The following is a 20,199-nucleotide window of genomic DNA, read 5'->3' as shown; positions in this document are numbered from 1 at the left end:
GGTATTAAAGGCGGAAAACGAGTTCAAACGGCACGTCCGAATCGTATCAATGGCGAGATTCGCGCCCAGGAAGTTCGCTTAACAGGTCTGGAAGGCGAGCAGCTGGGGATTGTGAGTCTGAGAGAAGCGATCGAAAAGGCTGAAGAAGCTGGAGTAGATTTAGTTGAAATCAGCCCTAACGCCGAACCGCCAGTTTGTCGTATCATGGACTACGGCAAGTTCCTTTATGAAAAGAGTAAGTCTTCTAAGGAACAGAAGAAGAAGCAAAAAGTTATCCAGGTTAAGGAAATCAAATTCCGTCCTGGTACCGACGATGGCGATTATCAGGTAAAACTCCGCAGCCTGATTCGCTTTCTGGAAGATGGCGATAAGGCCAAGATCACGCTGCGTTTCCGCGGTCGTGAGATGGCCCACCAACAGATTGGTATGGAAGTGCTTAACCGCGTCCGTGACGATCTGAGTGAACTGGCAGTAGTCGAATCCTTCCCTACGAAGATCGAAGGCCGCCAGATGATCATGGTGCTCGCTCCTAAGAAGAAACAGTAAGGCCTTCAAGCAGCAAAATCTGTGGAGCCTTCGGGTTTCATAGGTTTTGTTCGCCTATGTTTCGTTTATTTAACAATGCGAAGTGGAAGTTATTAAGATGCCAAAAATTAAGACCGTACGCGGTGCTGCTAAGCGCTTCAAAAAAACCGGTGGTGGTGGATTTAAGCGTAAGCACGCAAACCTGCGTCATATTCTGACCAAAAAATCTACTAAGCGTAAACGTCACCTGCGTCCAAAAGGCCTTGTTTCTAAAGGCGATCTGGGTCTGGTTATCGCGTGCCTGCCGTACGCATAAGCCGTTAACGTTTAATTTTTTACTAAGAATATAGATACAGGAGAGCACATATGGCTCGCGTAAAACGTGGTGTAATTGCACGTGCACGTCACAAGAAAATTTTGAAACAAGCTAAAGGCTACTACGGTGCGCGTTCACGCGTATACCGCGTTGCCTTCCAGGCTGTTATCAAAGCAGGTCAGTACGCTTACCGTGACCGTCGTCAGCGTAAGCGTCAGTTCCGTCAACTGTGGATTGCGCGTATCAACGCAGCAGCACGTCAGAACGGTATTTCTTACAGCAAATTCATCAACGGCCTGAAAAAAGCCTCTGTTGAAATCGACCGTAAGATCCTGGCTGACATCGCAGTATTCGACAAAGTAGCGTTCACTGCTCTGGTCGAAAAAGCGAAAGCAGCACTGGCATAAGCCAGTTGAGAGAGGGGGCCTGGCTCCCTCTTTTCATTTAACACCATCAGAAGATTGACATTTATCCGTGCAGGCTTTTCAATAAGGTTTTACCGGTTTTTACCCAACAAGGTAACGCAAGCATGAATGCTGCTATTTTCCGCTTCTTCTTTTACTTTAGCACCTGACTCCAGGAGGCTAGCGCGTGAAAGATGAAACGAAAAACAGCGCCAGATAAGCCTCCCGATGGAGGCTTTTTTTGTGCCTGAATTTGAGAGAATAACTCCACCAAATCGGTGTCTGCACCGACATAATGAGGAAAATCATGTCACATCTCGCAGAGCTGGTTGCCAGTGCAACAGCCGCCATTAATCAGGCCTCAGATGTTGCCGCGTTAGACAATGTCCGCGTCGAATATCTTGGGAAGAAAGGGCACCTGACCCTTCAAATGACAACCCTGCGTGAACTGCCGCCAGAAGAACGCCCGGCAGCGGGTGCGGTGATTAACGAAGCCAAAGAGCAGGTTCAGCAGGCGCTGAACGCGCGTAAGGCCGAGCTGGAGAGCGCGGTACTAAACGCGCGTCTTGCGGCAGAAACCATCGACGTTTCTCTGCCGGGTCGCCGTATTGAAAACGGTGGTCTGCATCCGGTTACCCGTACTATCGATCGAATTGAAAGTTTCTTCGGTGAGCTCGGCTTTACCGTGGCGACTGGCCCGGAAATCGAAGATGATTACCACAACTTCGACGCCCTGAACATTCCTGGCCATCATCCGGCACGCGCTGACCACGACACTTTCTGGTTTGACGCGACGCGTCTGCTGCGTACCCAGACCTCTGGCGTTCAGATCCGTACCATGAAGGAACAGGAACCGCCAATCCGCATCATCGCGCCGGGCCGCGTGTATCGTAACGACTACGATCAGACCCACACCCCAATGTTCCACCAGATGGAAGGTCTGATTGTTGATAAAAACATCAGCTTCACCAACCTGAAGGGCACGCTGCACGATTTCCTGAACAACTTCTTTGAGGAAGATTTGCAGGTTCGTTTCCGTCCGTCCTACTTCCCGTTCACCGAACCGTCTGCGGAAGTTGACGTGATGGGTAAAAACGGCAAATGGCTGGAAGTGCTGGGCTGCGGCATGGTGCATCCAAACGTGCTGCGCAACGTGGGTATCGATCCGGAAGTATACTCCGGCTTTGCCTTCGGCATGGGCATGGAGCGTCTGACCATGCTGCGCTACGGCGTGACCGACTTACGTGCATTCTTCGAAAACGATCTGCGTTTCCTCAAACAGTTTAAATAAGGGCAGGACAGAACAATGAAATTCAGTGAACTGTGGTTACGCGAGTGGGTTAACACCACGCTGGACAGCGAAGCGCTTTCCAACCAGATCACCATGGCGGGCCTGGAAGTTGACGGCGTTGAGCCGGTTTCCGGTGCCTTCAACGGCGTCGTGGTGGGTGAAGTAGTCGAGTGCGGCCAGCACCCTAACGCGGACAAACTGCGCGTGACAAAAGTGAACGTAGGCGGCGACCGTCTGCTGGACATCGTCTGCGGTGCGCCAAACTGCCGTCAGGGCCTGAAGGTGGCCGTGGCGACCGTCGGTGCCGTACTGCCGGGTGATTTCAAAATCAAAGCGGCCAAGCTCCGCGGTGAGCCGTCTGAAGGCATGCTGTGCTCCTTCTCCGAGCTGGGTATTTCCGACGACCACAACGGCATCATCGAGCTGCCGCTGGATGCGCCAGTGGGCACCGATATCCGTGAATACCTGAAGCTTGATGACAATACTATCGAAATCAGCGTCACGCCAAACCGTGCCGACTGCTTAGGTATCATCGGCGTGGCGCGCGACGTGGCCGTACTGAACCAGACCGAACTCAACGCGCCGGAGATTGTGCCGGTTGAAGCGACCATCAGTGACGTGCTGCCGATTCAGGTTGACGCTGCTGATGCCTGCCCGCGCTACCTCGGTCGCGTGGTAAAAGGCATTAACGTTAAAGCGCCAACCCCGCTTTGGATGAAAGAGAAGCTGCGCCGCTGCGGTATCCGCTCAATCGACGCCGTGGTTGACGTCACTAACTACGTTCTGCTGGAGCTGGGCCAGCCGATGCACGCGTTCGATAAAGATCGTATCGACGGCGGCATCGTTGTGCGCATGGCGAAAGAGGGGGAAACCCTGGTGCTGCTGGACGGCACAGAAGCCAAACTGAACGCCGACACCCTGGTGATTGCTGACCACAGCAAAGCGCTGGCGATGGGCGGTATCTTTGGTGGCGAACACTCTGGCGTCAACGACGAAACGCAAAACGTCCTGCTGGAATGTGCGTTCTTCAGCCCGCTCTCCATCACCGGCCGCGCGCGCCGTCACGGCCTGCACACCGACGCGTCTCACCGCTACGAGCGCGGCGTTGACCCGGCGCTGCAGTACAAAGCGATGGAGCGTGCAACCCGCCTGCTGATCGACATCTGCGGCGGCGAAGCGGGCCCGGTTATTGACGTCACCAACGAAGCGACCCTGCCGAAGCGTGCGACCATTACCCTGCGCCGCAGCAAGCTGGATCGCCTGATTGGTCACCACGTTGCCGACGCGCAGGTGACCGACATCCTGACGCGCCTGGGCTGCGAAGTGACCGAAGGTCAGGACGAGTGGAAGGCCGTTGCGCCATCCTGGCGTTTCGACATGGAAATTGAAGAAGATCTGGTGGAAGAAGTGGCCCGTGTTTACGGCTACAACAACATCCCTGACGAGCCTGTGCAGGCGGGTCTGGTGATGGGCACCCACCGTGAAGCCGACCTGTCCCTGAAGCGTGTGAAAACCATGCTGAACGACAAAGGCTACCAGGAAGTGATCACCTACAGCTTCGTTGATCCTAAGCTGCAGCAGCTGATCCACCCGGGTCAGGAAGCGCTGATCCTGCCAAGCCCAATCTCCAGCGAAATGTCCGCGATGCGTCTGTCCCTGTGGACGGGCCTGCTGGGGACTATCGTTTACAACCAGAACCGCCAGCAAAACCGCGTGCGCATTTTCGAAAGCGGTTTGCGCTTTGTGCCGGATAATCAGGCAAATTTAGGCATCCGTCAGGATCTCATGCTGGCTGGTGCCATCAGCGGTAACCGCTACGAAGAGCACTGGGACCTGGCAAAAGGCACGGTTGATTTCTACGATATGAAGGGCGATCTGGAAGCGATTCTGGATCTGACCGGTAAATTATCTGAAATTGAATTCCGCGCGGAAGCGATTCCTGCGCTCCATCCGGGCCAGAGCGCGGCGATTTATTTAGACGGCAAACGCGTTGGTTTCATTGGCGTTGTCCACCCAGAACTGGAGCGTAAGCTGGACCTGAACGGCCGTACCATCGTGTTCGAGCTGGAGTGGAGCCCGGTTGCAGACCGCGTCATTCCTCAGGCGCAGGATGTCTCCCGCTTCCCGGCGAACCGCCGTGATATCGCGGTTGTGGTCGCTGAAAACGTGCCCGCAGCAGATATTTTGGCCGAATGTAAGAAAGTTGGCGTAAATCAGGTAGTTGGCGTAAACTTATTTGACGTGTACCGCGGCAAGGGCGTAGCAGAAGGTTTCAAGAGCCTCGCTATCAGCCTTATCCTTCAGGATACCAGCCGTACACTCGAAGAAGAGGAGATTGCCGCTACCGTCGCCAAATGTGTAGAGGCATTAAAAGAGCGATTCCAGGCATCATTGAGGGATTGAACCTATGGCGCTTACAAAAGCTGAAATGTCAGAATATCTGTTTGATAAGCTTGGGCTTAGCAAACGGGATGCCAAAGAGCTGGTAGAGCTGTTTTTCGAAGAGATCCGTCGTGCTCTGGAAAATGGTGAGCAGGTAAAACTCTCCGGTTTTGGCAATTTTGATTTGCGAGACAAAAACCAACGTCCGGGCCGTAACCCGAAGACGGGGGAAGATATTCCCATTACAGCCCGCCGCGTGGTGACCTTCAGACCCGGCCAGAAGTTAAAGAGCCGCGTCGAAAACGCAACGCCTAAAGCAGAGTAATATGAACTAACCAAAAAGGCCGCCCACGCGGCCTTTTTTCTTTGCGCTCTCCGGCAAACACGCCGTAAAATCAATTACATCACTCGCTAACAAACCGTACACATGCTTGATTATGCTCATCGCCAGCACCGTTCCGATCGGCGTCGCCTGCTTCTGCTGGTGCTGCTGCTTATTCTTGCCGCGGGTATTAGCCTCTGCGCAGGCGACAGCTGGATCGGGCCTGAAAGCTGGCTGGGGCCTGACGGTCAGCTCTTCGTCTGGCAAATTCGCCTGCCGCGCACCGTCGCGGTGATCCTGGTCGGCGCCGCGCTGGCGCTGTCTGGCACTATTATGCAGGCGCTGTTCGAAAACCCGCTGGCGGAGCCCGGCCTGCTGGGGGTGTCGAACGGGGCAGGCGTCGGGCTGATTGCGGCGGTGATGCTGGGCGGGGGAGGACTCTCCGGCTGGAGCATTAGCCTGAGCGCCATTCTTGGCGCACTGCTGATCACAGTCATTCTTCTTCGCTTCGCCAGACGTCACCTGTCGACCAGCCGGCTGCTGCTTGCCGGCGTCGCGCTGGGGATCATCTGTAGCGCGCTGATGACCTGGGCGGTCTACTTCTCGACCTCCTTTGACCTGCGTCAGCTCATGTACTGGATGATGGGCGGCTTTGGCGGCGTCGACTGGCACCAGGGCTGGCTAATGGCGCTGCTGGTGCCGGTCATCGCGTGGGCTGCGCTGCAGGCCCAGCCGCTGAATCGGCTCGCGCTGGGGGAAATCTCTGCCCGCCAGCTGGGCATGCCGATTGGTTTCTGGCGTAACGTACTGGTCATTGCCATTGGCTGGCTGGTAGGCGTGAGCGTGGCCCTGGCGGGGGCGATTGGCTTTATCGGGCTGGTTATTCCGCACATGCTGCGTCTTTGCGGCTTCACGGATCATCGAACCTTGCTTCCGGCCTCGGCGGTTGCCGGGGCAGCCACGCTGCTGGTGGCCGACATCATCGCCCGTCTCGCCCTGACGGCCGCAGAATTGCCTGTTGGCGTGGTGACCGCAACGCTGGGCGCGCCAGTCTTTATCTGGCTACTATTAAAAGCTGGACGTTAAATCGACAACCTGAGGAAATGCTATGCAGTCAGATATCCTGAATACCGAAGTGACCACCATTGATGGGGATAACACCACGCTGGAAAGCTACAAAGGCAAGGTGTTGCTCATCGTCAACGTGGCATCGAAATGCGGCCTGACGCCGCAGTACGAGCAGCTGGAGAATATTCAGAAGGCCTGGGAGAAAGACGGTTTTACCGTGCTGGGCTTCCCGTGCAACCAGTTCCTGGGCCAGGAGCCGGGCAGCGAAGAAGAGATCAAAACCTTCTGCAGCACCACTTATGGCGTGACGTTCCCGATGTTCAGCAAAATTGACGTCAACGGTGAAGACCGCCATCCGCTGTATGCGAAGCTGATTGCCGCCGCGCCGAAGGCCGTTGCGCCGGAAGAGAGCGGTTTTTACGAGCGCATGGCCAGCAAAGGCCGCGCGCCGCTCTATCCGGACGATATTCTGTGGAACTTCGAAAAATTCCTGATTGGTCGTGACGGCCAGGTCATTCAGCGTTTTTCGCCGGATATGACGCCTGAGGACCCGATCGTCATGGAATCTATTAAGCTGGCGCTGGCGAAATAATGTCGCTGCTGATGCAGCTCACGGACGTCGCCGAGAAGGGGCGTCTGGAGCCGGTAACCTGCGACATCAATTCGGGTGAAATCCTGCATCTCGTCGGGCCAAACGGCGCGGGTAAAAGCACGCTGCTGGCGCGGATGGCGGGGCTGACCACCGGGCCAGGGCAGATTACGCTGCTGGAACATGCTTTGGTCGACTGGTCACCCGCCTCGCTGGCCCACCGGCGCAGCTACCTGGTGCAGCAGCAGGTACCGCCTTTTGCGATGCCGGTCTGGCATTATCTGATGCTGCATCTGCACGACAAACAGCATACGGCACTGCTGGAGGAAGTGGCTGCGGCGTTAGGGCTGGAAGATAAACTGTCCCGGCATGCCAGCCAGCTTTCCGGGGGGGAGTGGCAGCGGGTGCGTCTGGCGGCGGTCATTCTGCAGATCCATCCCGCGGGCAATCCTCACGGGAGGATGCTGCTGCTGGATGAACCGATGAGCGGTCTGGATGTTGCCCAGCAGGCGGCGCTGGATAGCCTGCTAAGCGCTCTGAGCAGGAAAGGTATCGCCGTAGTGATGAGCAGCCACGATCTTAACCATACGTTACGTCACGCCCATCGCGTGTGGCTCCTGTCGCGCGGCAGGATGATCGCCAGCGGTACGCGGGATCGGGTCCTTACGCCGCCAAATCTTGCCCGCGCCTACAACATGTCGTTCCGCAGGCTGGATATAGAGGGACATAAGATGCTGATTTCTACCGGGCAGGAGTAACCGTTTCTTGCCTGTGAACACAATTGCACGCTAAATTACCAAAAGAACAATAAAAGCAGAGGATTCGTCTGAAAATGCGATTCTGGTTTCTCTTCGTGGCGGCACTCTTTCTTGTGGGATGCAGCAGCCATCGTGCACCGCCGCCTAATCCGCGGCTATCGGATTCTATCACCGTTATTGCCAGCCTTAACGATCAGTTGAGCAACTGGCGCGGCACGCCTTATCGCTACGGCGGCATGAGCCGCGGTGGGGTGGACTGCTCAGGCTTTGTCCTGATGACGTTTCGTGACAAGTTTGATTTACAGCTTCCGCGAGACACGCGCAAGCAGGCGGAAATAGGCACTGAAATTGATAAAGACGATCTCCTTCCCGGTGATCTGGTCTTTTTCAAAACCGGATCGGGAGAAAGCGGCCTGCATGTTGGGATATATGATACAGACAATCAGTTTATTCATGCCTCTACCAGCCGCGGCGTGATGCGCTCTTCTCTCGATAACGTGTACTGGCGTAAAAATTTCTGGCAGGCGCGACGTATTTAGACTGCCCGAACACGTTTCTTATGTCGGCATGGTAACTATTAAACCATGCCGTTTTTCTCAAATAAGCTGATTAAAGTTAAATTTACCTAAATTAGCAACATCCCTATGTGTCTGTTTTATCTAAAACTGGCTATTATTCAGTAACCAGGATAAGATTATTTTAGATTCAGGGATAAATCTGAAAATTAATACGGAACTAATGAAATTAAACTTATTAAAATCAAGACAGTGGAATTGTGTCAGCAATTGCTCCAGGATGTCCTCTCTCATCTTTAATGCGGGGCGAGTGCAATGATTATTACGCTAGATAATGCTTACCAGTCTGAACTGATGCTTCTGCCTGCCCGTAATAGCGCAGGCGAGCTAAAAGGTTTAGAAATACTGGTTAACTTTACTGGCGTCGGCACCGATGTGAGGATCCCCACTGAGCTCGTTATCCCTCGGCTTTCAGCGGCAGAGGAGTTAGCGCTGTTTAACGAAAAACTGCAATTGCTTGATACCTGTAAACTGTTTTTTATTCAGCATCAGTTAATTGCATGGATCAATATTACACCAGCAATTGTTGAGTTTTTATTAAGTAATGGGAATGCTGTTTCAATTCTTGAGCGTTATCCGTTTCTTGAGTTTACTGTTAATGAGAACTATCCAGGTTTAAATAACGGAAAGGACGATCTGCAGCTGGCAAGAATGGCGATCCATTTTCCGCTGGTGCTGGCAAACTTTGGAGCCGGTGCTGCATCGCTCAAGGCCGTCTATGATGGATTATTTAAACGGGTTATTCTTGATAAAGGATTCATCCAGCAGCGTGCTTCTGAGCTTTCTTTCGAGCCTTTTATGCGCGCGATCCTATGGCAAATAACGCCGCACTGCCAGTCGGTGATCGTCTCCGGCATTGACGACCACGGTTTGCTGCAGCGCGTTCTGTCCTTCAATTTTGGTGCCATGCAGGGTGCGCTCTGGCCAGCCGTCTCGGCGGAGCACGTCACGACGCTCGTTCAGCAGCGATAACCCTGCCTTTCGCCCGTGTTTAAGTCCGGGTAAACCCTCTACACTAAAGGCAGGAGGACTTATGACCCTGTCTTTTACTGCTCACTGGCATGACGAGTTGCCTGGCTTTTACACCGCACTCAAACCAACACCGTTACATAATTCACGTCTTATCTGGCATAACGATCGGCTGGCCGATGAGCTGGCCATTCCGCCCGATCTGTTTCAGCGTTCAGACAGTGCTGGCGTCTGGGGAGGCGAGACGCTTCTCCCCGGTATGCAGCCTCTGGCTCAGGTCTATAGCGGACACCAGTTTGGCGTCTGGGCGGGACAGCTGGGTGACGGCAGAGGGATCCTGCTCGGCGAACAACGGCTTCCCAATGGGGGGACGGTTGACTGGCATCTGAAAGGCGCAGGTCTTACCCCTTACTCACGAATGGGTGACGGGCGCGCGGTATTGCGGTCAACGATACGCGAAAGTCTGGCATCCGAAGCGATGCATGCGCTGGGTATTCCCACCACCCGCGCGCTGTCGATCGTCACCAGCGACACGCCGGTGACGCGCGAAACGGTGGAAAAGGGGGCGATGCTGATGCGCATAGCGCAAAGCCATCTCCGCTTTGGTCATTTTGAGCACTTTTACTATCGCCGCGAGCCGGACAAGGTTCGCCAGCTCGCGGACTTCGCCATTCGCCACCACTGGGCGCATCTGCAGGATGAGGCGGATAAATACGTTCTCTGGTTCCGGGACGTGGTTGCCCGTACCGCCACGATGATTGCGCGCTGGCAAACGGTAGGCTTTGCTCACGGGGTCATGAATACGGACAATATGTCGATTCTCGGCCTGACCTTTGATTACGGTCCGTTTGGTTTCCTGGACGATTATCAGCCGGGGTATATCTGCAACCATTCTGACTATCAGGGGCGTTACAGCTTTGACAATCAGCCGGCGGTTGGGCTGTGGAACCTCCAGCGGCTCGCACAAACCTTATCGCCGTTTATTGACGTTGATGCCCTGAACGATGCGCTCGACAGCTATCAGGACCTTTTACTGCGGGAATACGGCACGCTGATGCGTAACAAGCTGGGGCTGATGACCCAGGAGAAGGGCGACAACGACATCCTCAACGGCCTGTTTGCCCTGATGGCGCGTGAAGGGAGCGATTACACCCGCACCTTCCGAATGCTGGGCCAGACGGAGCAGCACAGCGCCGCCTCGCCGCTGCGCGACGAGTTTATTGACCGTCAGGCGTTTGACGACTGGTTTGCACAGTACCGCACGCGGCTGCAGCAGGAGCAGGTAGACGACGCTACCCGTCAGGCGCAGATGAACGCAGCGAATCCCGCGATGGTATTACGCAACTGGCTGGCGCAGCGGGCGATTGAGCAGGCAGAGCAGGGGGAGTACGACGAGCTACACCGTCTGCACCTGGCGTTGCGCACGCCGTTTGCCGACCGGGATGATGACTACGTCAGCCGCCCGCCCGACTGGGGCAAGCGGCTGGAGGTCAGCTGCTCAAGCTAGCGATTTTAGCCGGGCGGCGACGTTGCCTTACCCGGCCTGTTCATCACTGAGCAACCCAGCCGCCATCCATATTCCACGCAGCGCCGCGAACGTTCACGGCGCCGTCGCTGCACAAAAATAGCGCCAGCTCGCCCAGCTGTTCCGGGGTAACAAACTCCCCTGAAGGCTGTTTCTCCGCCAGAAGCTGTTCGCGAGCCTGCTCCGGCGGTACGCCGTCCGCGATACGTTTGTCGATTTGCTGCTGCACCAGCGGGGTCAGTACCCAGCCGGGGCAGATAGTATTGGCGGTAATACCCGTGCGGGCGGTTTCCAGCGCCAGGGATTTGGTAAAGCCCACCACGCCGTGCTTGGCCGCAACGTAGGCCGATTTCTCTTTCGAGGCGACCAGCCCGTGAACGGAGGCGATATTGATGACGCGCCCCCAGTTTTTATCCCGCATGGCCGGCAGCGCCAGCCGGCTGGTGTGAAACACCGCGGAAAGATTAATGGCGATAATGTCGTTCCATTTCTCCACCGGGAAGGCGTCAACCGGGGCCACGTGCTGGATCCCGGCGTTGTTCACAAGAATGTCCACGCCGCCAAACTGCGATTCGGCGTAGCGCATCATGGCCTCAATCTGCAATACGTCCCGCAGATCCGCATCGTGATAGCCCGGCTTTTTGCCCAGTTGCGCAATCTCTTCCCGTGCCGATGCGCTGTCGCCGAAGCCGTTGAGGATCAGCTGCGCGCCTGCCTTCGCCAGCACGCGGGCGATCCCCAGACCAATGCCGCTGGTTGAGCCGGTGACCAGGGCGGTTTTACCGTTCAGATTCATTTTTCTCTCCTTACACAATGCCGGTCAGATAGAACACGGCAATGACAAAAAGTACTGCCAGACTTTTAATGATGGTGATAGCGAAAATGCCGCCGTAGGCCTGGCGATGGCTCAGGCCGGTGATTGCCAGCAGGGTAATCACCGCGCCGTTATGGGGAAGGGTATCCATCCCGCCGCTCGCCATCGAGGCCACGCGGTGCAGCACCTCAAGCGGAATATTGGCCGCATGGGCGGCGGCGACAAACGAGTCGGACATGGCGGCAAGGGCAATACTCATCCCGCCGGACGCCGAACCGGTGATCCCCGCGAGCACGGTCACGCTGATGGCCTCATTTAGCAGCGGATTCGGAATGGCCGCCAGCGCTTTGGATAACACCAGGAACCCAGGCAGCGCCGCGATAACCGCGCCGAAACCGTATTCCGAGGCGGTATTCATCGCCGCCAGAATGGCTCCGCTCACCGCCGTTCGGCTGCCTTCAGCCAGACGCCCCCGGATATTGCGAAAGCCAAAAATCAGCACCAGCACGATACCGGCGATCAGCGCCGCCTCCACGGCCCAGATGGCGGTGATCTTGCCCACCTCGGTCACAATCGGTTTCGCCAGGCCGGGCAGGGTAAGCTCGTGACTCACGCCGTACCAGCCGGGGATCCAGCGGGTAAACAGCAGGTTCAGTATGCCCACCACCAGCAGCGGGGAGATAGCAATCAGCGGATGCGGGAGATTAATGTTATCCGGCGTCTCGGGTTCATTTTTCAGATCCGTGCCGTAACCTTCATTATTATTGAGCGCCTTCCGACGCTGGCGCTCCAGCCAGAGCAGGCCAAAGACGATAATAAACAGAGAGCCGATAAGCCCCAGCCACGGGGCCGCCCAGGCGTTTGTGCCGAAGAAGCTTGTGGGGATGATATTCTGGATCTGCGGCGTGCCGGGCAGGGCGTCCATGGTAAACGAGAATGCCCCCAGCGCCACGGTGACCGGGATCAGCCGTTTAGGGATACCGCTCTGGCGAAACAGCTCGGCGGCAAACGGGTACACCGCAAACGCCACCACGAACAGCGAAACGCCGCCGTAGGTTAACAGCGCGCATACCAGGACAATCACCGGGATGGCGTGTCGACGCCCGAGGATCTGGATTGCAGCAGCGACGATGGAGCGTGAAAAACCGGAAAGCTCAATCAGCTTGCCAAACACCGCACCCAGCAGGAACACCGGGAAGTAGAGCTTGACGAAGCCCACCATCTTTTCCATAAACAGGCCGGTAAACGTCGGGCCGACGGCACCCGGATCGGTCAACAGCACGGCACCGAGCGCCGCGATCGGCGCAAACAAAATAACGCTGTATCCGCGGTAGGCCGCCAGCATCAGCAGTGCCAGCGCCGCCAGGGCTATTAACACACTCATTATGACTCCTCACTTTACTTATTATTCGGGTACCAACGAGAGGTTTAACGCTCGACGGTCAGGGCAATGCCTTGTCCGCCGCCTACGCACAGGGTGACGAGCCCTTTTTTAACGTCACGGCGCTGCATTTCGTACAGCAGGGTCACGAGGATTCGGCAGCCGGAAGCACCAATCGGATGGCCCAGGGCGATGGCACCGCCGTTAACGTTGACCTTGCGCTCATCCCAGCCGAGCTGCTGGCCCACCGCCAGCGCCTGGGCGGCAAAGGCTTCATTGGCTTCAATGAGGTCCACCTCGTCGAGCGTCCAGCCCGCCCGCGCCAGCGCCGTCCGGCAGGCGCTGACCGGGCCCATGCCCATTACTGACGGGTCAACGCCCGTCACGGCGTAACTCACGATGCGGCCAAGGACAGGTAATCCGCTCTCCCGCGCCTTTTCCTCGCTCATCAGCAGCACCGCGGCGGCACCGTCGTTGAGCGTGGAGGCATTCCCCGCCGTGACGGTGCCTTCCTCGTGCAAAAAGGCGGGACGCAACTGCGCAAGCTGCTCTGCAGTAGTGCCTGGTCGGGGCTGTTCGTCACGATCAATAACCAGCGGCGGCTTTTTACCCTGTTTCACCGTCACCGGCGCTATCTCGGCGTCAAGCCGGCCGGACTCAATGGCGGACGCCGCTTTTTGCTGCGAGCGGGCGGCGAAGGCGTCCTGCTGCTCGCGGGAAATGTCATACTCGCGGGCGACGTTTTCAGCGGTGATCCCCATGTGGTAATCGTTGAATGCATCCCACAGGCCGTCGGTAATCATGCTGTCCGTGAGGCCCGCATGCCCGAAACGTAGCCCGGCACGCGCGCCGTCCAGCAGATACGGGGCGTTGCTCATGCTCTCCTGACCGCCGGCGATAACCACCTCCGCGTCGCCGCAGCGGATCGCCTGGGCGGCGAGCTGGACCGCTTTTAAGCCCGCACCGCACACCAGGTTGACGGTGGTCGCCGGCGTGCTGACGGGCAACCCGGCGCCGATGGCCGTCTGGCGGGCGGGGTTTTGCCCGCATCCGGCCGTCAGAACCTGGCCGAAAATCAGTTCGTCTACCTGTTCGGCGCTGAGACCACGGTTCTCCAGCAGGTGCCGTACCGTGACGGCCCCAAGCTCAACCGCAGAAAGGGACGAGAGCGATCCGCGAAAACTGCCAATGGGGGTTCGCGTTGCCCCGACAATCATGACCTTTTTCATGCTGACCCCTCAGGTGAAGCGCATCTCGCGCACGTCGTCCGCCACAATGATTTTCCCTGCCGTTTTACGCACGATCTCGTCAATACTGACGCCCGGGGCGTATTCCCGCAGGATGAACGCGCCGTCCTGAATTTCCAGCAGCGCGAGATCGGTCAGGACCCGACGGATACAGCCCGCGCCCGTGAGCGGCAGCGTGCAGCGCGGCAGCAGCTTCGACTCACCGCTCTTTGAGGCGTGGGTCATCACCACGATGATGTTCTGCGCCCCGGCAACGAGATCCATCGCGCCGCCCATGCCCTTCACCATCTTTCCGGGGATCATCCACGAGGCGATGTTGCCCTCCACGTCCACTTCAAATGCGCCCAGCACGGTCAGGTCCACGTGGCCGCCGCGGATCATGGCAAACGACTGGGCCGAGTCGAAAATGGCCGCGCCGGTCCGCGCGGTCACGGTCTGTTTACCGGCGTTGATCATGTCAGGATCAAGGGTCTGCTCGTCGGGAAAAGCCCCCATCCCCAGCAGGCCGTTTTCCGACTGCAGCATCACGTCCATCCCGTCCGGAATGTAGTTCGCCACCAGGGTAGGGATGCCGATCCCCAGGTTGACGTAATAACCGTCACGCAGCTCGCGGGCGACGCGCATGGCCATCTGTTCACGGGTTAACATCGTCACACTCCTTGCGCGCGCAGGGTGCGCTGCTCAATGCGTTTTTCAAACTGGCCGACAATCAGCCTGTCGACGTAAATTCCCGGGGTGTGAATGGCCGACGGGGACAGTTCACCCGGCAGAACAATCTCTTCCACCTCCACCACCGTGATCCGGCCCGCCGTTGCCATCAGCGGATTAAAGTTTTGCGCGGTATGGCGATAGATAACGTTGCCGTACCAGTCCGCTTTCCACCCCTTGATCAGCGCGAAATCGCCGACGATCGCCTCCTCGAGGATGTAGTGCTTCCCTGCGAACTGGCGCACGTCCTTGCCGGTCGCCACGGGCGTGCCGTAGCCGGTGGCCGTATAAAACGCCGGAATACCGGCCCCGCCCGCGCGCACCTTTTCCGCCAGCGTGCCCTGCGGCGTAAGCTCAATTTCCAGCTCGCCGCTCAGCACCTGCTGCTCAAACAGCGCGTTCTCGCCGACGTAAGAGGCCACCACTTTGCGAACCTGCCGCGTTTCGAGCAGTATCCCCAGGCCGAATCCATCCACGCCGCAGTTGTTTGACACCACGGTCAAATCTCTCACCTGACGGCGCCGGACCTCCGCAATCAGGTTCTCCGGAATGCCGCACAGGCCGAAGCCGCCCGCCAGCAAGGTCATTCCGTCCGTCAGCCCGTCCAGCGCCTGCGCATAGCTGCCGACGCGCTTATCCAGTCCTGCCATAGTCATCCCTCCCGTTAACCGTGCCGGTATCATTAGGGGTGGCGACTCATTTGTTAATTTTGAATTTGTGACCCACTCATTTGGTTTTCTTATTAATTTCCTGTTAACTAATTCTTTTCAATTAGTTAACAGGATGAAAAATGAGAATGAGTGTCAAACAGTTACGCGCGTTTTTAGCGGTAGCTCACACTCTCAATTTCGCGCACGCCAGCGAACGCTTAAATCTCTCCCAGCCGGCCCTGAGCCTGACGATTAAAAGTCTGGAAGACGCGCTCGGCGGCCCGCTGCTGCAGCGGAGCACGCGCAAGGTTGCCCTCACGCAGGAAGGGGAGACGTTTCTGCCGATGGCGCGGCAACTCCTTGCCGACTGGGATAATGTGGAGGAGGCGATGCACCAGTGCTTTACCCTGCAGCGCGGCAAAATCTCGGTCGCGGCGATGCCGTCATTTGCCGCCAACGTTTTACCGGAGGTGCTCAAAGCGTTTCGCGATCGCCACGCCGGGATCAACGTCACCGTGCATGACGTCATTAACGAGCAGGTGATTGAGATGGTGCGGGAAGGGCGGGTTGAGATGGGGATCGCCTTTGAGCCGGCCCCCACGCACAACCTGCTGTTTACGCCGCTGGGGCTCGACAGGTTTGTCGCCATTGTGCCGAAGGACTCCGCGCTGGCGGACAAAAAGCGGCTGGCCTGGGAAGAGCTACTGACGCTGGATTTTATTACCCTGCAGCGCCCGTCGGCGGTACGTCTGATGATGGAGGAGGAGCTGGCCCGAAGCGGCAGAAAGCTGGACGTGGCGCTGGAGAGTCATCAGCTGGTGACGGTAGGTCGCATGGTCGCCAGCGGGCTGGGCGGCAGTGCCGTACCGGCGCTCTGCGAAGCGCAGATGACGGCGCTGGGCGCGGTCTGTATACCGCTCGATAACCCGCCCATTGAAAAGTGCATCGGAGCAATCCATCCGGGGCACACGCAGCTCTCTAAAGCGGCGCATGCCCTGCTGGAAACGCTGAAGGATTTTTACCAGCCCGCTCACGGGGCGAGAAATACCTGCGGTACGGGGTGATCCGGATGGCTGCCGACGCGCACCTGCGCGCCGTACCAGCGCGCCAGCGTCCCGGCCTGCAGCACGTCCTCCGGTGTGCCACTGGAGACCAGCCTGCCGTTGTGCAACAGCAGAATGCGATCCGCCCACAGCGCCGCCAGATTGAGATCGTGCAGCACCACGCACACGTGGAGATGACCCCGACGGGTCAGGGATCTCATCAGGCGCAGCAGATGCTGCTGGTGGTAGAGATCCAGCGCGGAGGTGGGCTCATCAAGAAACAGCCAGCCGCGCGGGGCTCCGTCGCACCAGAGCTGGGCCAGCGCGCGGGCGAGTTGGATCCGCTGCTGCTCGCCGCCGGAGAGCGTCGAATAGCGTCTGCCCGCCAGCGGTAGACAGCCCGTTATCGCCATCACTTCCTCAACTACCGACGCTTCAGGGGAGCGAGTCCAGGGCGCGCGTCCCATACCGACCACCGCGTCCACCGGCCAGTCGAATCCGGGCTGAGTATTCTGGCGCATCACCGCCCGGTAGCGCGCGAGGGTATCCGGCGGCCAGTCCGCAAGCGGCGTTCCGGCCAGAGTGCAGCGTCCGCTTGCGGGCTTGAGATAGCCGGTAAGCAGCCGCAATAACGTCGATTTCCCGGCACCGTTGGGGCCAATCAGGGCGACCAGCTCACCCTGAGAGAGGGTAAGCGACACATCGTCGATCAGCGTCCGCTGCCCGGCGTGAAAGAAAATCTTCTCTGCACAATAGCGTTCAGCCATGCGTACCTCCGCGACGAAAGATAAGCCACAGGAACCACGGCGCGCCGAGAAGGCTGGTCAATAACCCGACGGGCATCTCCGCCGGAGAGACCAGGGTGCGCGCCAGCGTGTCGGCAACCAGCAGCAGCAGCGCACCGGCCAGCACCGAGCCGGGTACGACGGCCCGGTGGTCGGCCCCCAGCCACATGCGCATCAGATGCGGCACCACAAGGCCAATAAAGCCGATCACGCCGCTGACGGCTACCGCCGCGGCAACCAGCAGGGCGCTGCACAGCAGCAGGATCCGCTGTACTATCGCGACATCCACCCCGAGATAGTGCGCCTCTTCATCGCCCAACTGCAACAGGTTGAGCGGGGCGGCCAGCCGCCAGATAATCAGCACTGCGGGCACCATCAGCGACGTTACCGCCAGCAGGGTGGACCACTGCGCCTGCCCGAGGCTGCCCATTCCCCAGAGGGAAAGCTGGCGAAGTTGGGCATCGTTGCTGAGCCATGAGAGCACCCCGACGGCCGCGCCGCACAGGGCGTTGATGGCGATCCCCACCAGCAGCAGGCGGGACAGGGAGCCGTGACGCTGCTGGCTGAGCAGGAAGATAATGACGGTTGCGGCCAGCGCGCCGAGGAACGCCGCGAGCATCGGGGCATACAGCATCAGCAGGGCAGGTAACGCGGCGGGAATGACCACCCACAGCGCCACCGCCAGCGCCGCGCCGCTGCTGATCCCCAGCAGACCCGGGTCTGCCAGCGGGTTGCGGAAAAGCCCCTGCATCACACAGCCGGCCAGCGCCAGCGCTCCGCCAATCACCAGCGCCAGCAGTACGCGGGGCAGGCGAATGGTAAGCCAGATCTGACGCATGGCCTCATCGCTGCCGCTCCACAGCAGGCTGACCGGCAGGTGCAGTGCCCCAAACCCGGTCGCGGTGAGCGTCATGATGCTCAGGATCGCGGCCAGCATCCACAACGACAAGGCGATCCGCCGGGACATCAGGGCAGTTGCTCCGCTTTGGCGCGCAGCTGCTGGATGGCATCCGGCGTTCGCACGCTGAAGCCCAGCAGCGCCATATCATCAATCGCCAGCACCTGCCTGTTCCGTCCCGCCGGGGTTTGCGCCAGACCGGGCAGCTTCCACAGGTTTTCTTCGCCGCCCAGCGCGTTCACGCCGTCCTGCGAAATCACCACCAGATCGGGCTGGCTGGCAATGACCCCTTCCTGAGACAGCGGCTGATAGCGGGTGAATCCCTGCATCGCGTTCTGCAGCCCGGCTGCACGGATGGCAGCGTCTGCGCCGGTCTGCTGCCCGGCGGCCATTGCGGTCATTCCCCCGTGGTTGAGGATAAACAGCACCCGCTTGTTGAGGGGCGCGGAGGGCAGGGCCGCCAGCGCCTGACGCAGCGTGTGGCGCAGGGCTTCCCCCTCGGCTTCACGGTGCGTAGCGTTGGCAATCACCCGAACCTTTTCGTCAATGACGCTCAGGTCGTTGCGGCCGGGAACGGTTACTACCCTGACGTGACTTTGTTCGACCTGCTTCAACGCCAGAGACGGCTGCGCCTGGTCGCTGGCCAGCACCAGCGTGGGGCGCATGGACAAAATGCCTTCGGCGTTAAGCTGGCGTAAATATCCCACGTCAGGCAGATCGTTTGCCGCCTGCGGCCACTGGCTGGTGCTGTCGCGCGCGACCAGCGAAGACTGCGCGCCAAGCGCGTAGACAATCTCCGTCACGTCGCCGCCAAGGGCGACAATTTTCTCCTGCGCGGCGGCAAACGCCACCAGAGGCAGGGCGCTCAGCAGGGCTAACCACGTTTTCATGCGGCCAGCCCTTTTGGCGTCAGGGCGTCAATCTGGCTGCGCCACTGGCTCTGCTCCGGCTCACCTTCGGTACGCTGGCCGTAAAGCTGGGCGATTTGCGTGCCGTCGGCGGCAAACAGCTCCAGGCTCGTGACGTGGCCGTCAGACGTGGGTTTGCGCGTCACCCAGCTCTCTGCGATCGTCTCCTCCAGCAGATGCAGGGTAAAGGCAGGGTTAAAGACGTTTAGCCAGCCTTTCATCGGCACGACTTTTTCCACCGCGCCGGTGAAGATCTGCACGCAGCCGCGGTTGCCGACGAAGACCATGATTTCGTTGCCGTCCCGGCGTGCCGCTTCCAGCAGCTGTGCCAGCGCGCTGTTCTCCACCTTACAGGCCAGGTCGTCGCCCACCAGGCGAAACGCCTGCTGACGGCTGAGATTGTGGCGCTTGAGCAGGCTGAAGAACTGATGCACGTCGGTCATGGCGCGCCACTCCTTGTCCACGAGAGCGGTATCCGCGTTTTCGGCGTGAGCCGGGACATCCCCAGCGCTCAGCTCAAGCGGCGGGTTATCGGCAAAGATAAAGCGGGTCAGCACGTCGCCCCAGGCGGCGAGGTCGGTGTTGTCCGTGGTGTAGACCTTCAGCACCGCATCGCCCTGACGATCGAAGAACTGAATGCTCTGTCGCTCGCCGCGGGCGGTGGTTTCGCTGAGGTGAAACGCGCTCGCCCACTGGTTGAGGAACAGGCGCAGATCCAGCGCGCGCGGGTTCAGCACCAGCCCGGCGTGGCCGTTCAGGTGCTGGTTGGTGAAGCTGCCCACTTGCTCGTGAACGGCATACTCGTTGCGGCAGATGCACTTGGTTTCACCCACGGCTTCCAGCGCGCCCAGAATATCGCGGATTTCGCCGCGCAGTCGCCAGGCGTCATGGCCCACGCGGGAAAAGGTCAGCTCCGCTTCGCTGATGTTCATTAACCCTGCGATGTCTCGCGCATACTTACCCGGATTTTCTTCTTTTAGCTCAAGCCAGCGTGCGTAGTGATGCATTGTCTTATCCTTCTGAAGAGTGGCCCCGAAGGGA

General features: G+C 58.6%; 23 protein-coding genes and 1 other annotated feature. Of the genes, 14 read left to right on the top strand and 9 right to left on the bottom strand.

Going from position 1 to position 20,199, the window contains the following annotated elements:
- The first annotated feature begins 3 nt into the window (after positions 1 to 3).
- The 13 genes from infC to selO all read left to right on the top strand — a co-directional run bounded on the left by infC (position 4) and on the right by selO (position 10,706).
- Positions 4 to 546, top strand: a complete 543-nt coding sequence (infC, locus tag IM273_RS06265) for a translation initiation factor IF-3 (protein WP_023616141.1) — start codon at positions 4 to 6, stop codon at positions 544 to 546.
- 97 nt (positions 547 to 643) lie between these two features.
- Entirely contained in the window at positions 644 to 841 is a 198-nt protein-coding gene (rpmI, locus tag IM273_RS06260) for a 50S ribosomal protein L35 (protein WP_003030583.1), read from the top strand.
- A 50-nt stretch (positions 842 to 891) separates the two neighbouring features.
- A complete protein-coding gene (gene rplT, locus IM273_RS06255) occupies positions 892 to 1,248 on the top strand; it encodes a 50S ribosomal protein L20 (RefSeq protein ID WP_000124850.1) in 357 nt (118 codons plus the stop codon).
- A gap of 117 nt (positions 1,249 to 1,365) precedes the next feature.
- Positions 1,366 to 1,490 (top strand) — a sequence feature (Phe leader region).
- Entirely contained in the window at positions 1,371 to 1,415 is a 45-nt protein-coding gene (gene pheM / locus IM273_RS06250; protein WP_001386830.1) for a pheST operon leader peptide PheM, read from the top strand. Its footprint overlaps the feature before it by 45 nt.
- A gap of 62 nt (positions 1,491 to 1,552) precedes the next feature.
- Positions 1,553 to 2,536 carry a phenylalanine--tRNA ligase subunit alpha gene (pheS, locus tag IM273_RS06245; protein WP_020884406.1) on the top strand — a complete coding sequence of 328 codons (984 nt, stop codon included), beginning with the start codon at positions 1,553 to 1,555 and terminating at the stop codon, positions 2,534 to 2,536.
- Between the two features lie 15 nt (positions 2,537 to 2,551).
- The gene (gene pheT, locus IM273_RS06240; RefSeq protein WP_045630140.1) at positions 2,552 to 4,939 is read left to right on the top strand and encodes a phenylalanine--tRNA ligase subunit beta; all 2,388 of its coding nucleotides are present in this window, start codon (positions 2,552 to 2,554) and stop codon (positions 4,937 to 4,939) included.
- A 4-nt stretch (positions 4,940 to 4,943) separates the two neighbouring features.
- Positions 4,944 to 5,243 (top strand): integration host factor subunit alpha, encoded by a 300-nt coding sequence (gene ihfA / locus IM273_RS06235; RefSeq protein ID WP_003857805.1) that lies wholly within the window; start codon positions 4,944 to 4,946, stop codon positions 5,241 to 5,243.
- A 102-nt stretch (positions 5,244 to 5,345) separates the two neighbouring features.
- Positions 5,346 to 6,326: a vitamin B12 ABC transporter permease BtuC gene (gene btuC / locus IM273_RS06230; RefSeq protein ID WP_088205301.1), complete on the top strand. Its 981-nt coding sequence runs from the start codon at positions 5,346 to 5,348 to the stop codon at positions 6,324 to 6,326.
- A 22-nt stretch (positions 6,327 to 6,348) separates the two neighbouring features.
- A complete protein-coding gene (locus tag IM273_RS06225; RefSeq protein WP_126300195.1) occupies positions 6,349 to 6,900 on the top strand; it encodes a glutathione peroxidase in 552 nt (183 codons plus the stop codon).
- Positions 6,900 to 7,655, top strand: a complete 756-nt coding sequence (gene btuD, locus IM273_RS06220; protein WP_047368358.1) for a vitamin B12 ABC transporter ATP-binding protein BtuD — start codon at positions 6,900 to 6,902, stop codon at positions 7,653 to 7,655. Before IM273_RS06225 ends, btuD begins: the two co-directional genes overlap by 1 nt.
- 74 nt (positions 7,656 to 7,729) lie before the next feature.
- Positions 7,730 to 8,194, top strand: coding sequence for a C40 family peptidase (locus tag IM273_RS06215; RefSeq protein WP_193050208.1), 465 nt, complete (start codon positions 7,730 to 7,732; stop codon positions 8,192 to 8,194).
- Positions 8,195 to 8,485: 291 nt separating this feature from the next.
- Positions 8,486 to 9,202: an EAL domain-containing protein gene (locus IM273_RS06210; protein WP_028012821.1), complete on the top strand. Its 717-nt coding sequence runs from the start codon at positions 8,486 to 8,488 to the stop codon at positions 9,200 to 9,202.
- Between the two features lie 61 nt (positions 9,203 to 9,263).
- The gene (gene selO, locus IM273_RS06205; protein WP_193050206.1) at positions 9,264 to 10,706 is read left to right on the top strand and encodes a protein adenylyltransferase SelO; all 1,443 of its coding nucleotides are present in this window, start codon (positions 9,264 to 9,266) and stop codon (positions 10,704 to 10,706) included.
- Between the two features lie 43 nt (positions 10,707 to 10,749).
- On the opposite strand, the gene IM273_RS06200 is transcribed toward selO, so the two are convergent.
- From IM273_RS06200 to IM273_RS06180, 5 genes are read right to left on the bottom strand one after another with little or no spacing between them, the layout of a single operon-like run.
- Positions 10,750 to 11,520, bottom strand: a complete 771-nt coding sequence (locus IM273_RS06200) for a 3-hydroxybutyrate dehydrogenase (protein WP_028012823.1) — start codon at positions 11,518 to 11,520, stop codon at positions 10,750 to 10,752.
- Positions 11,521 to 11,530: 10 nt separating this feature from the next.
- A complete protein-coding gene (locus tag IM273_RS06195) occupies positions 11,531 to 12,925 on the bottom strand; it encodes a GntP family permease (protein ID WP_275155287.1) in 1,395 nt (464 codons plus the stop codon).
- Between the two features lie 41 nt (positions 12,926 to 12,966).
- Entirely contained in the window at positions 12,967 to 14,148 is a 1,182-nt protein-coding gene (locus IM273_RS06190; protein WP_193050202.1) for an acetyl-CoA C-acetyltransferase, read from the bottom strand.
- A gap of 9 nt (positions 14,149 to 14,157) precedes the next feature.
- Positions 14,158 to 14,814 carry a CoA transferase subunit B gene (locus tag IM273_RS06185; RefSeq protein ID WP_041910432.1) on the bottom strand — a complete coding sequence of 219 codons (657 nt, stop codon included), beginning with the start codon at positions 14,812 to 14,814 and terminating at the stop codon, positions 14,158 to 14,160.
- 2 nt (positions 14,815 to 14,816) lie between these two features.
- Positions 14,817 to 15,524 carry a CoA transferase subunit A gene (locus tag IM273_RS06180; RefSeq protein ID WP_193050200.1) on the bottom strand — a complete coding sequence of 236 codons (708 nt, stop codon included), beginning with the start codon at positions 15,522 to 15,524 and terminating at the stop codon, positions 14,817 to 14,819.
- Between the two features lie 140 nt (positions 15,525 to 15,664).
- Here IM273_RS06180 and IM273_RS06175 point away from each other — a divergent pair, with 140 nt between their 5' ends.
- Positions 15,665 to 16,588 carry a LysR family transcriptional regulator gene (locus IM273_RS06175; RefSeq protein ID WP_059356921.1) on the top strand — a complete coding sequence of 308 codons (924 nt, stop codon included), beginning with the start codon at positions 15,665 to 15,667 and terminating at the stop codon, positions 16,586 to 16,588.
- On the opposite strand, the gene IM273_RS06170 is transcribed toward IM273_RS06175, so the two are convergent.
- The 4 genes from IM273_RS06170 to chuS are packed head-to-tail and all read right to left on the bottom strand — an operon-like array spanning position 16,555 to position 20,165.
- Entirely contained in the window at positions 16,555 to 17,334 is a 780-nt protein-coding gene (locus tag IM273_RS06170) for a heme ABC transporter ATP-binding protein (RefSeq protein ID WP_041910427.1), read from the bottom strand. The genes IM273_RS06175 and IM273_RS06170 overlap by 34 nt on opposite strands.
- Positions 17,327 to 18,319 (bottom strand): iron ABC transporter permease, encoded by a 993-nt coding sequence (locus tag IM273_RS06165; RefSeq protein WP_155026178.1) that lies wholly within the window; start codon positions 18,317 to 18,319, stop codon positions 17,327 to 17,329. Before IM273_RS06165 ends, IM273_RS06170 begins: the two co-directional genes overlap by 8 nt.
- The gene (locus IM273_RS06160; protein WP_028012830.1) at positions 18,319 to 19,140 is read right to left on the bottom strand and encodes a hemin ABC transporter substrate-binding protein; all 822 of its coding nucleotides are present in this window, start codon (positions 19,138 to 19,140) and stop codon (positions 18,319 to 18,321) included. The genes IM273_RS06165 and IM273_RS06160 overlap by 1 nt, the downstream gene beginning before the upstream one ends.
- Positions 19,137 to 20,165 carry a hematinate-forming heme oxygenase ChuS gene (gene chuS, locus IM273_RS06155; protein ID WP_192970942.1) on the bottom strand — a complete coding sequence of 343 codons (1,029 nt, stop codon included), beginning with the start codon at positions 20,163 to 20,165 and terminating at the stop codon, positions 19,137 to 19,139. Before chuS ends, IM273_RS06160 begins: the two co-directional genes overlap by 4 nt.
- Positions 20,166 to 20,199: the final 34 nt, after the last annotated feature.

The organism is Enterobacter cloacae complex sp. P13B (assembly GCF_014895915.1).
GTDB lineage: Bacteria > Pseudomonadota > Gammaproteobacteria > Enterobacterales > Enterobacteriaceae > Enterobacter > Enterobacter bugandensis.
This window is presented reverse-complemented; position numbering and strand designations above follow the sequence as displayed.

What these genes read in the sequence shown, in the direction of transcription:
- rpmI (WP_003030583.1), top strand. Translation starts at nt 644, where the DNA reads ATGCCAAAAATTAAGACCGTACGCGGTGCTGCTAAGCGCTTCAAAAAA.
- rplT (WP_000124850.1), top strand. Translation starts at nt 892, where the DNA reads ATGGCTCGCGTAAAACGTGGTGTAATTGCACGTGCACGTCACAAGAAA.
- pheS (WP_020884406.1), top strand. Translation starts at nt 1,553, where the DNA reads ATGTCACATCTCGCAGAGCTGGTTGCCAGTGCAACAGCCGCCATTAAT.
- pheT (WP_045630140.1), top strand. Translation starts at nt 2,552, where the DNA reads ATGAAATTCAGTGAACTGTGGTTACGCGAGTGGGTTAACACCACGCTG.
- ihfA (WP_003857805.1), top strand. Translation starts at nt 4,944, where the DNA reads ATGGCGCTTACAAAAGCTGAAATGTCAGAATATCTGTTTGATAAGCTT.
- btuC (WP_088205301.1), top strand. Translation starts at nt 5,346, where the DNA reads ATGCTTGATTATGCTCATCGCCAGCACCGTTCCGATCGGCGTCGCCTG.
- IM273_RS06225 (WP_126300195.1), top strand. Translation starts at nt 6,349, where the DNA reads ATGCAGTCAGATATCCTGAATACCGAAGTGACCACCATTGATGGGGAT.
- btuD (WP_047368358.1), top strand. Translation starts at nt 6,900, where the DNA reads ATGTCGCTGCTGATGCAGCTCACGGACGTCGCCGAGAAGGGGCGTCTG.
- IM273_RS06215 (WP_193050208.1), top strand. Translation starts at nt 7,730, where the DNA reads ATGCGATTCTGGTTTCTCTTCGTGGCGGCACTCTTTCTTGTGGGATGC.
- IM273_RS06210 (WP_028012821.1), top strand. Translation starts at nt 8,486, where the DNA reads ATGATTATTACGCTAGATAATGCTTACCAGTCTGAACTGATGCTTCTG.
- selO (WP_193050206.1), top strand. Translation starts at nt 9,264, where the DNA reads ATGACCCTGTCTTTTACTGCTCACTGGCATGACGAGTTGCCTGGCTTT.
- IM273_RS06200 (WP_028012823.1), bottom strand. Translation starts at nt 11,520, where the DNA reads ATGAATCTGAACGGTAAAACCGCCCTGGTCACCGGCTCAACCAGCGGC.
- IM273_RS06190 (WP_193050202.1), bottom strand. Translation starts at nt 14,148, where the DNA reads ATGAAAAAGGTCATGATTGTCGGGGCAACGCGAACCCCCATTGGCAGT.
- IM273_RS06185 (WP_041910432.1), bottom strand. Translation starts at nt 14,814, where the DNA reads ATGTTAACCCGTGAACAGATGGCCATGCGCGTCGCCCGCGAGCTGCGT.
- IM273_RS06180 (WP_193050200.1), bottom strand. Translation starts at nt 15,524, where the DNA reads ATGGCAGGACTGGATAAGCGCGTCGGCAGCTATGCGCAGGCGCTGGAC.
- IM273_RS06175 (WP_059356921.1), top strand. Translation starts at nt 15,665, where the DNA reads ATGAGAATGAGTGTCAAACAGTTACGCGCGTTTTTAGCGGTAGCTCAC.
- IM273_RS06170 (WP_041910427.1), bottom strand. Translation starts at nt 17,334, where the DNA reads ATGGCTGAACGCTATTGTGCAGAGAAGATTTTCTTTCACGCCGGGCAG.
- IM273_RS06165 (WP_155026178.1), bottom strand. Translation starts at nt 18,319, where the DNA reads ATGTCCCGGCGGATCGCCTTGTCGTTGTGGATGCTGGCCGCGATCCTG.
- IM273_RS06160 (WP_028012830.1), bottom strand. Translation starts at nt 19,140, where the DNA reads ATGAAAACGTGGTTAGCCCTGCTGAGCGCCCTGCCTCTGGTGGCGTTT.
- chuS (WP_192970942.1), bottom strand. Translation starts at nt 20,165, where the DNA reads ATGCATCACTACGCACGCTGGCTTGAGCTAAAAGAAGAAAATCCGGGT.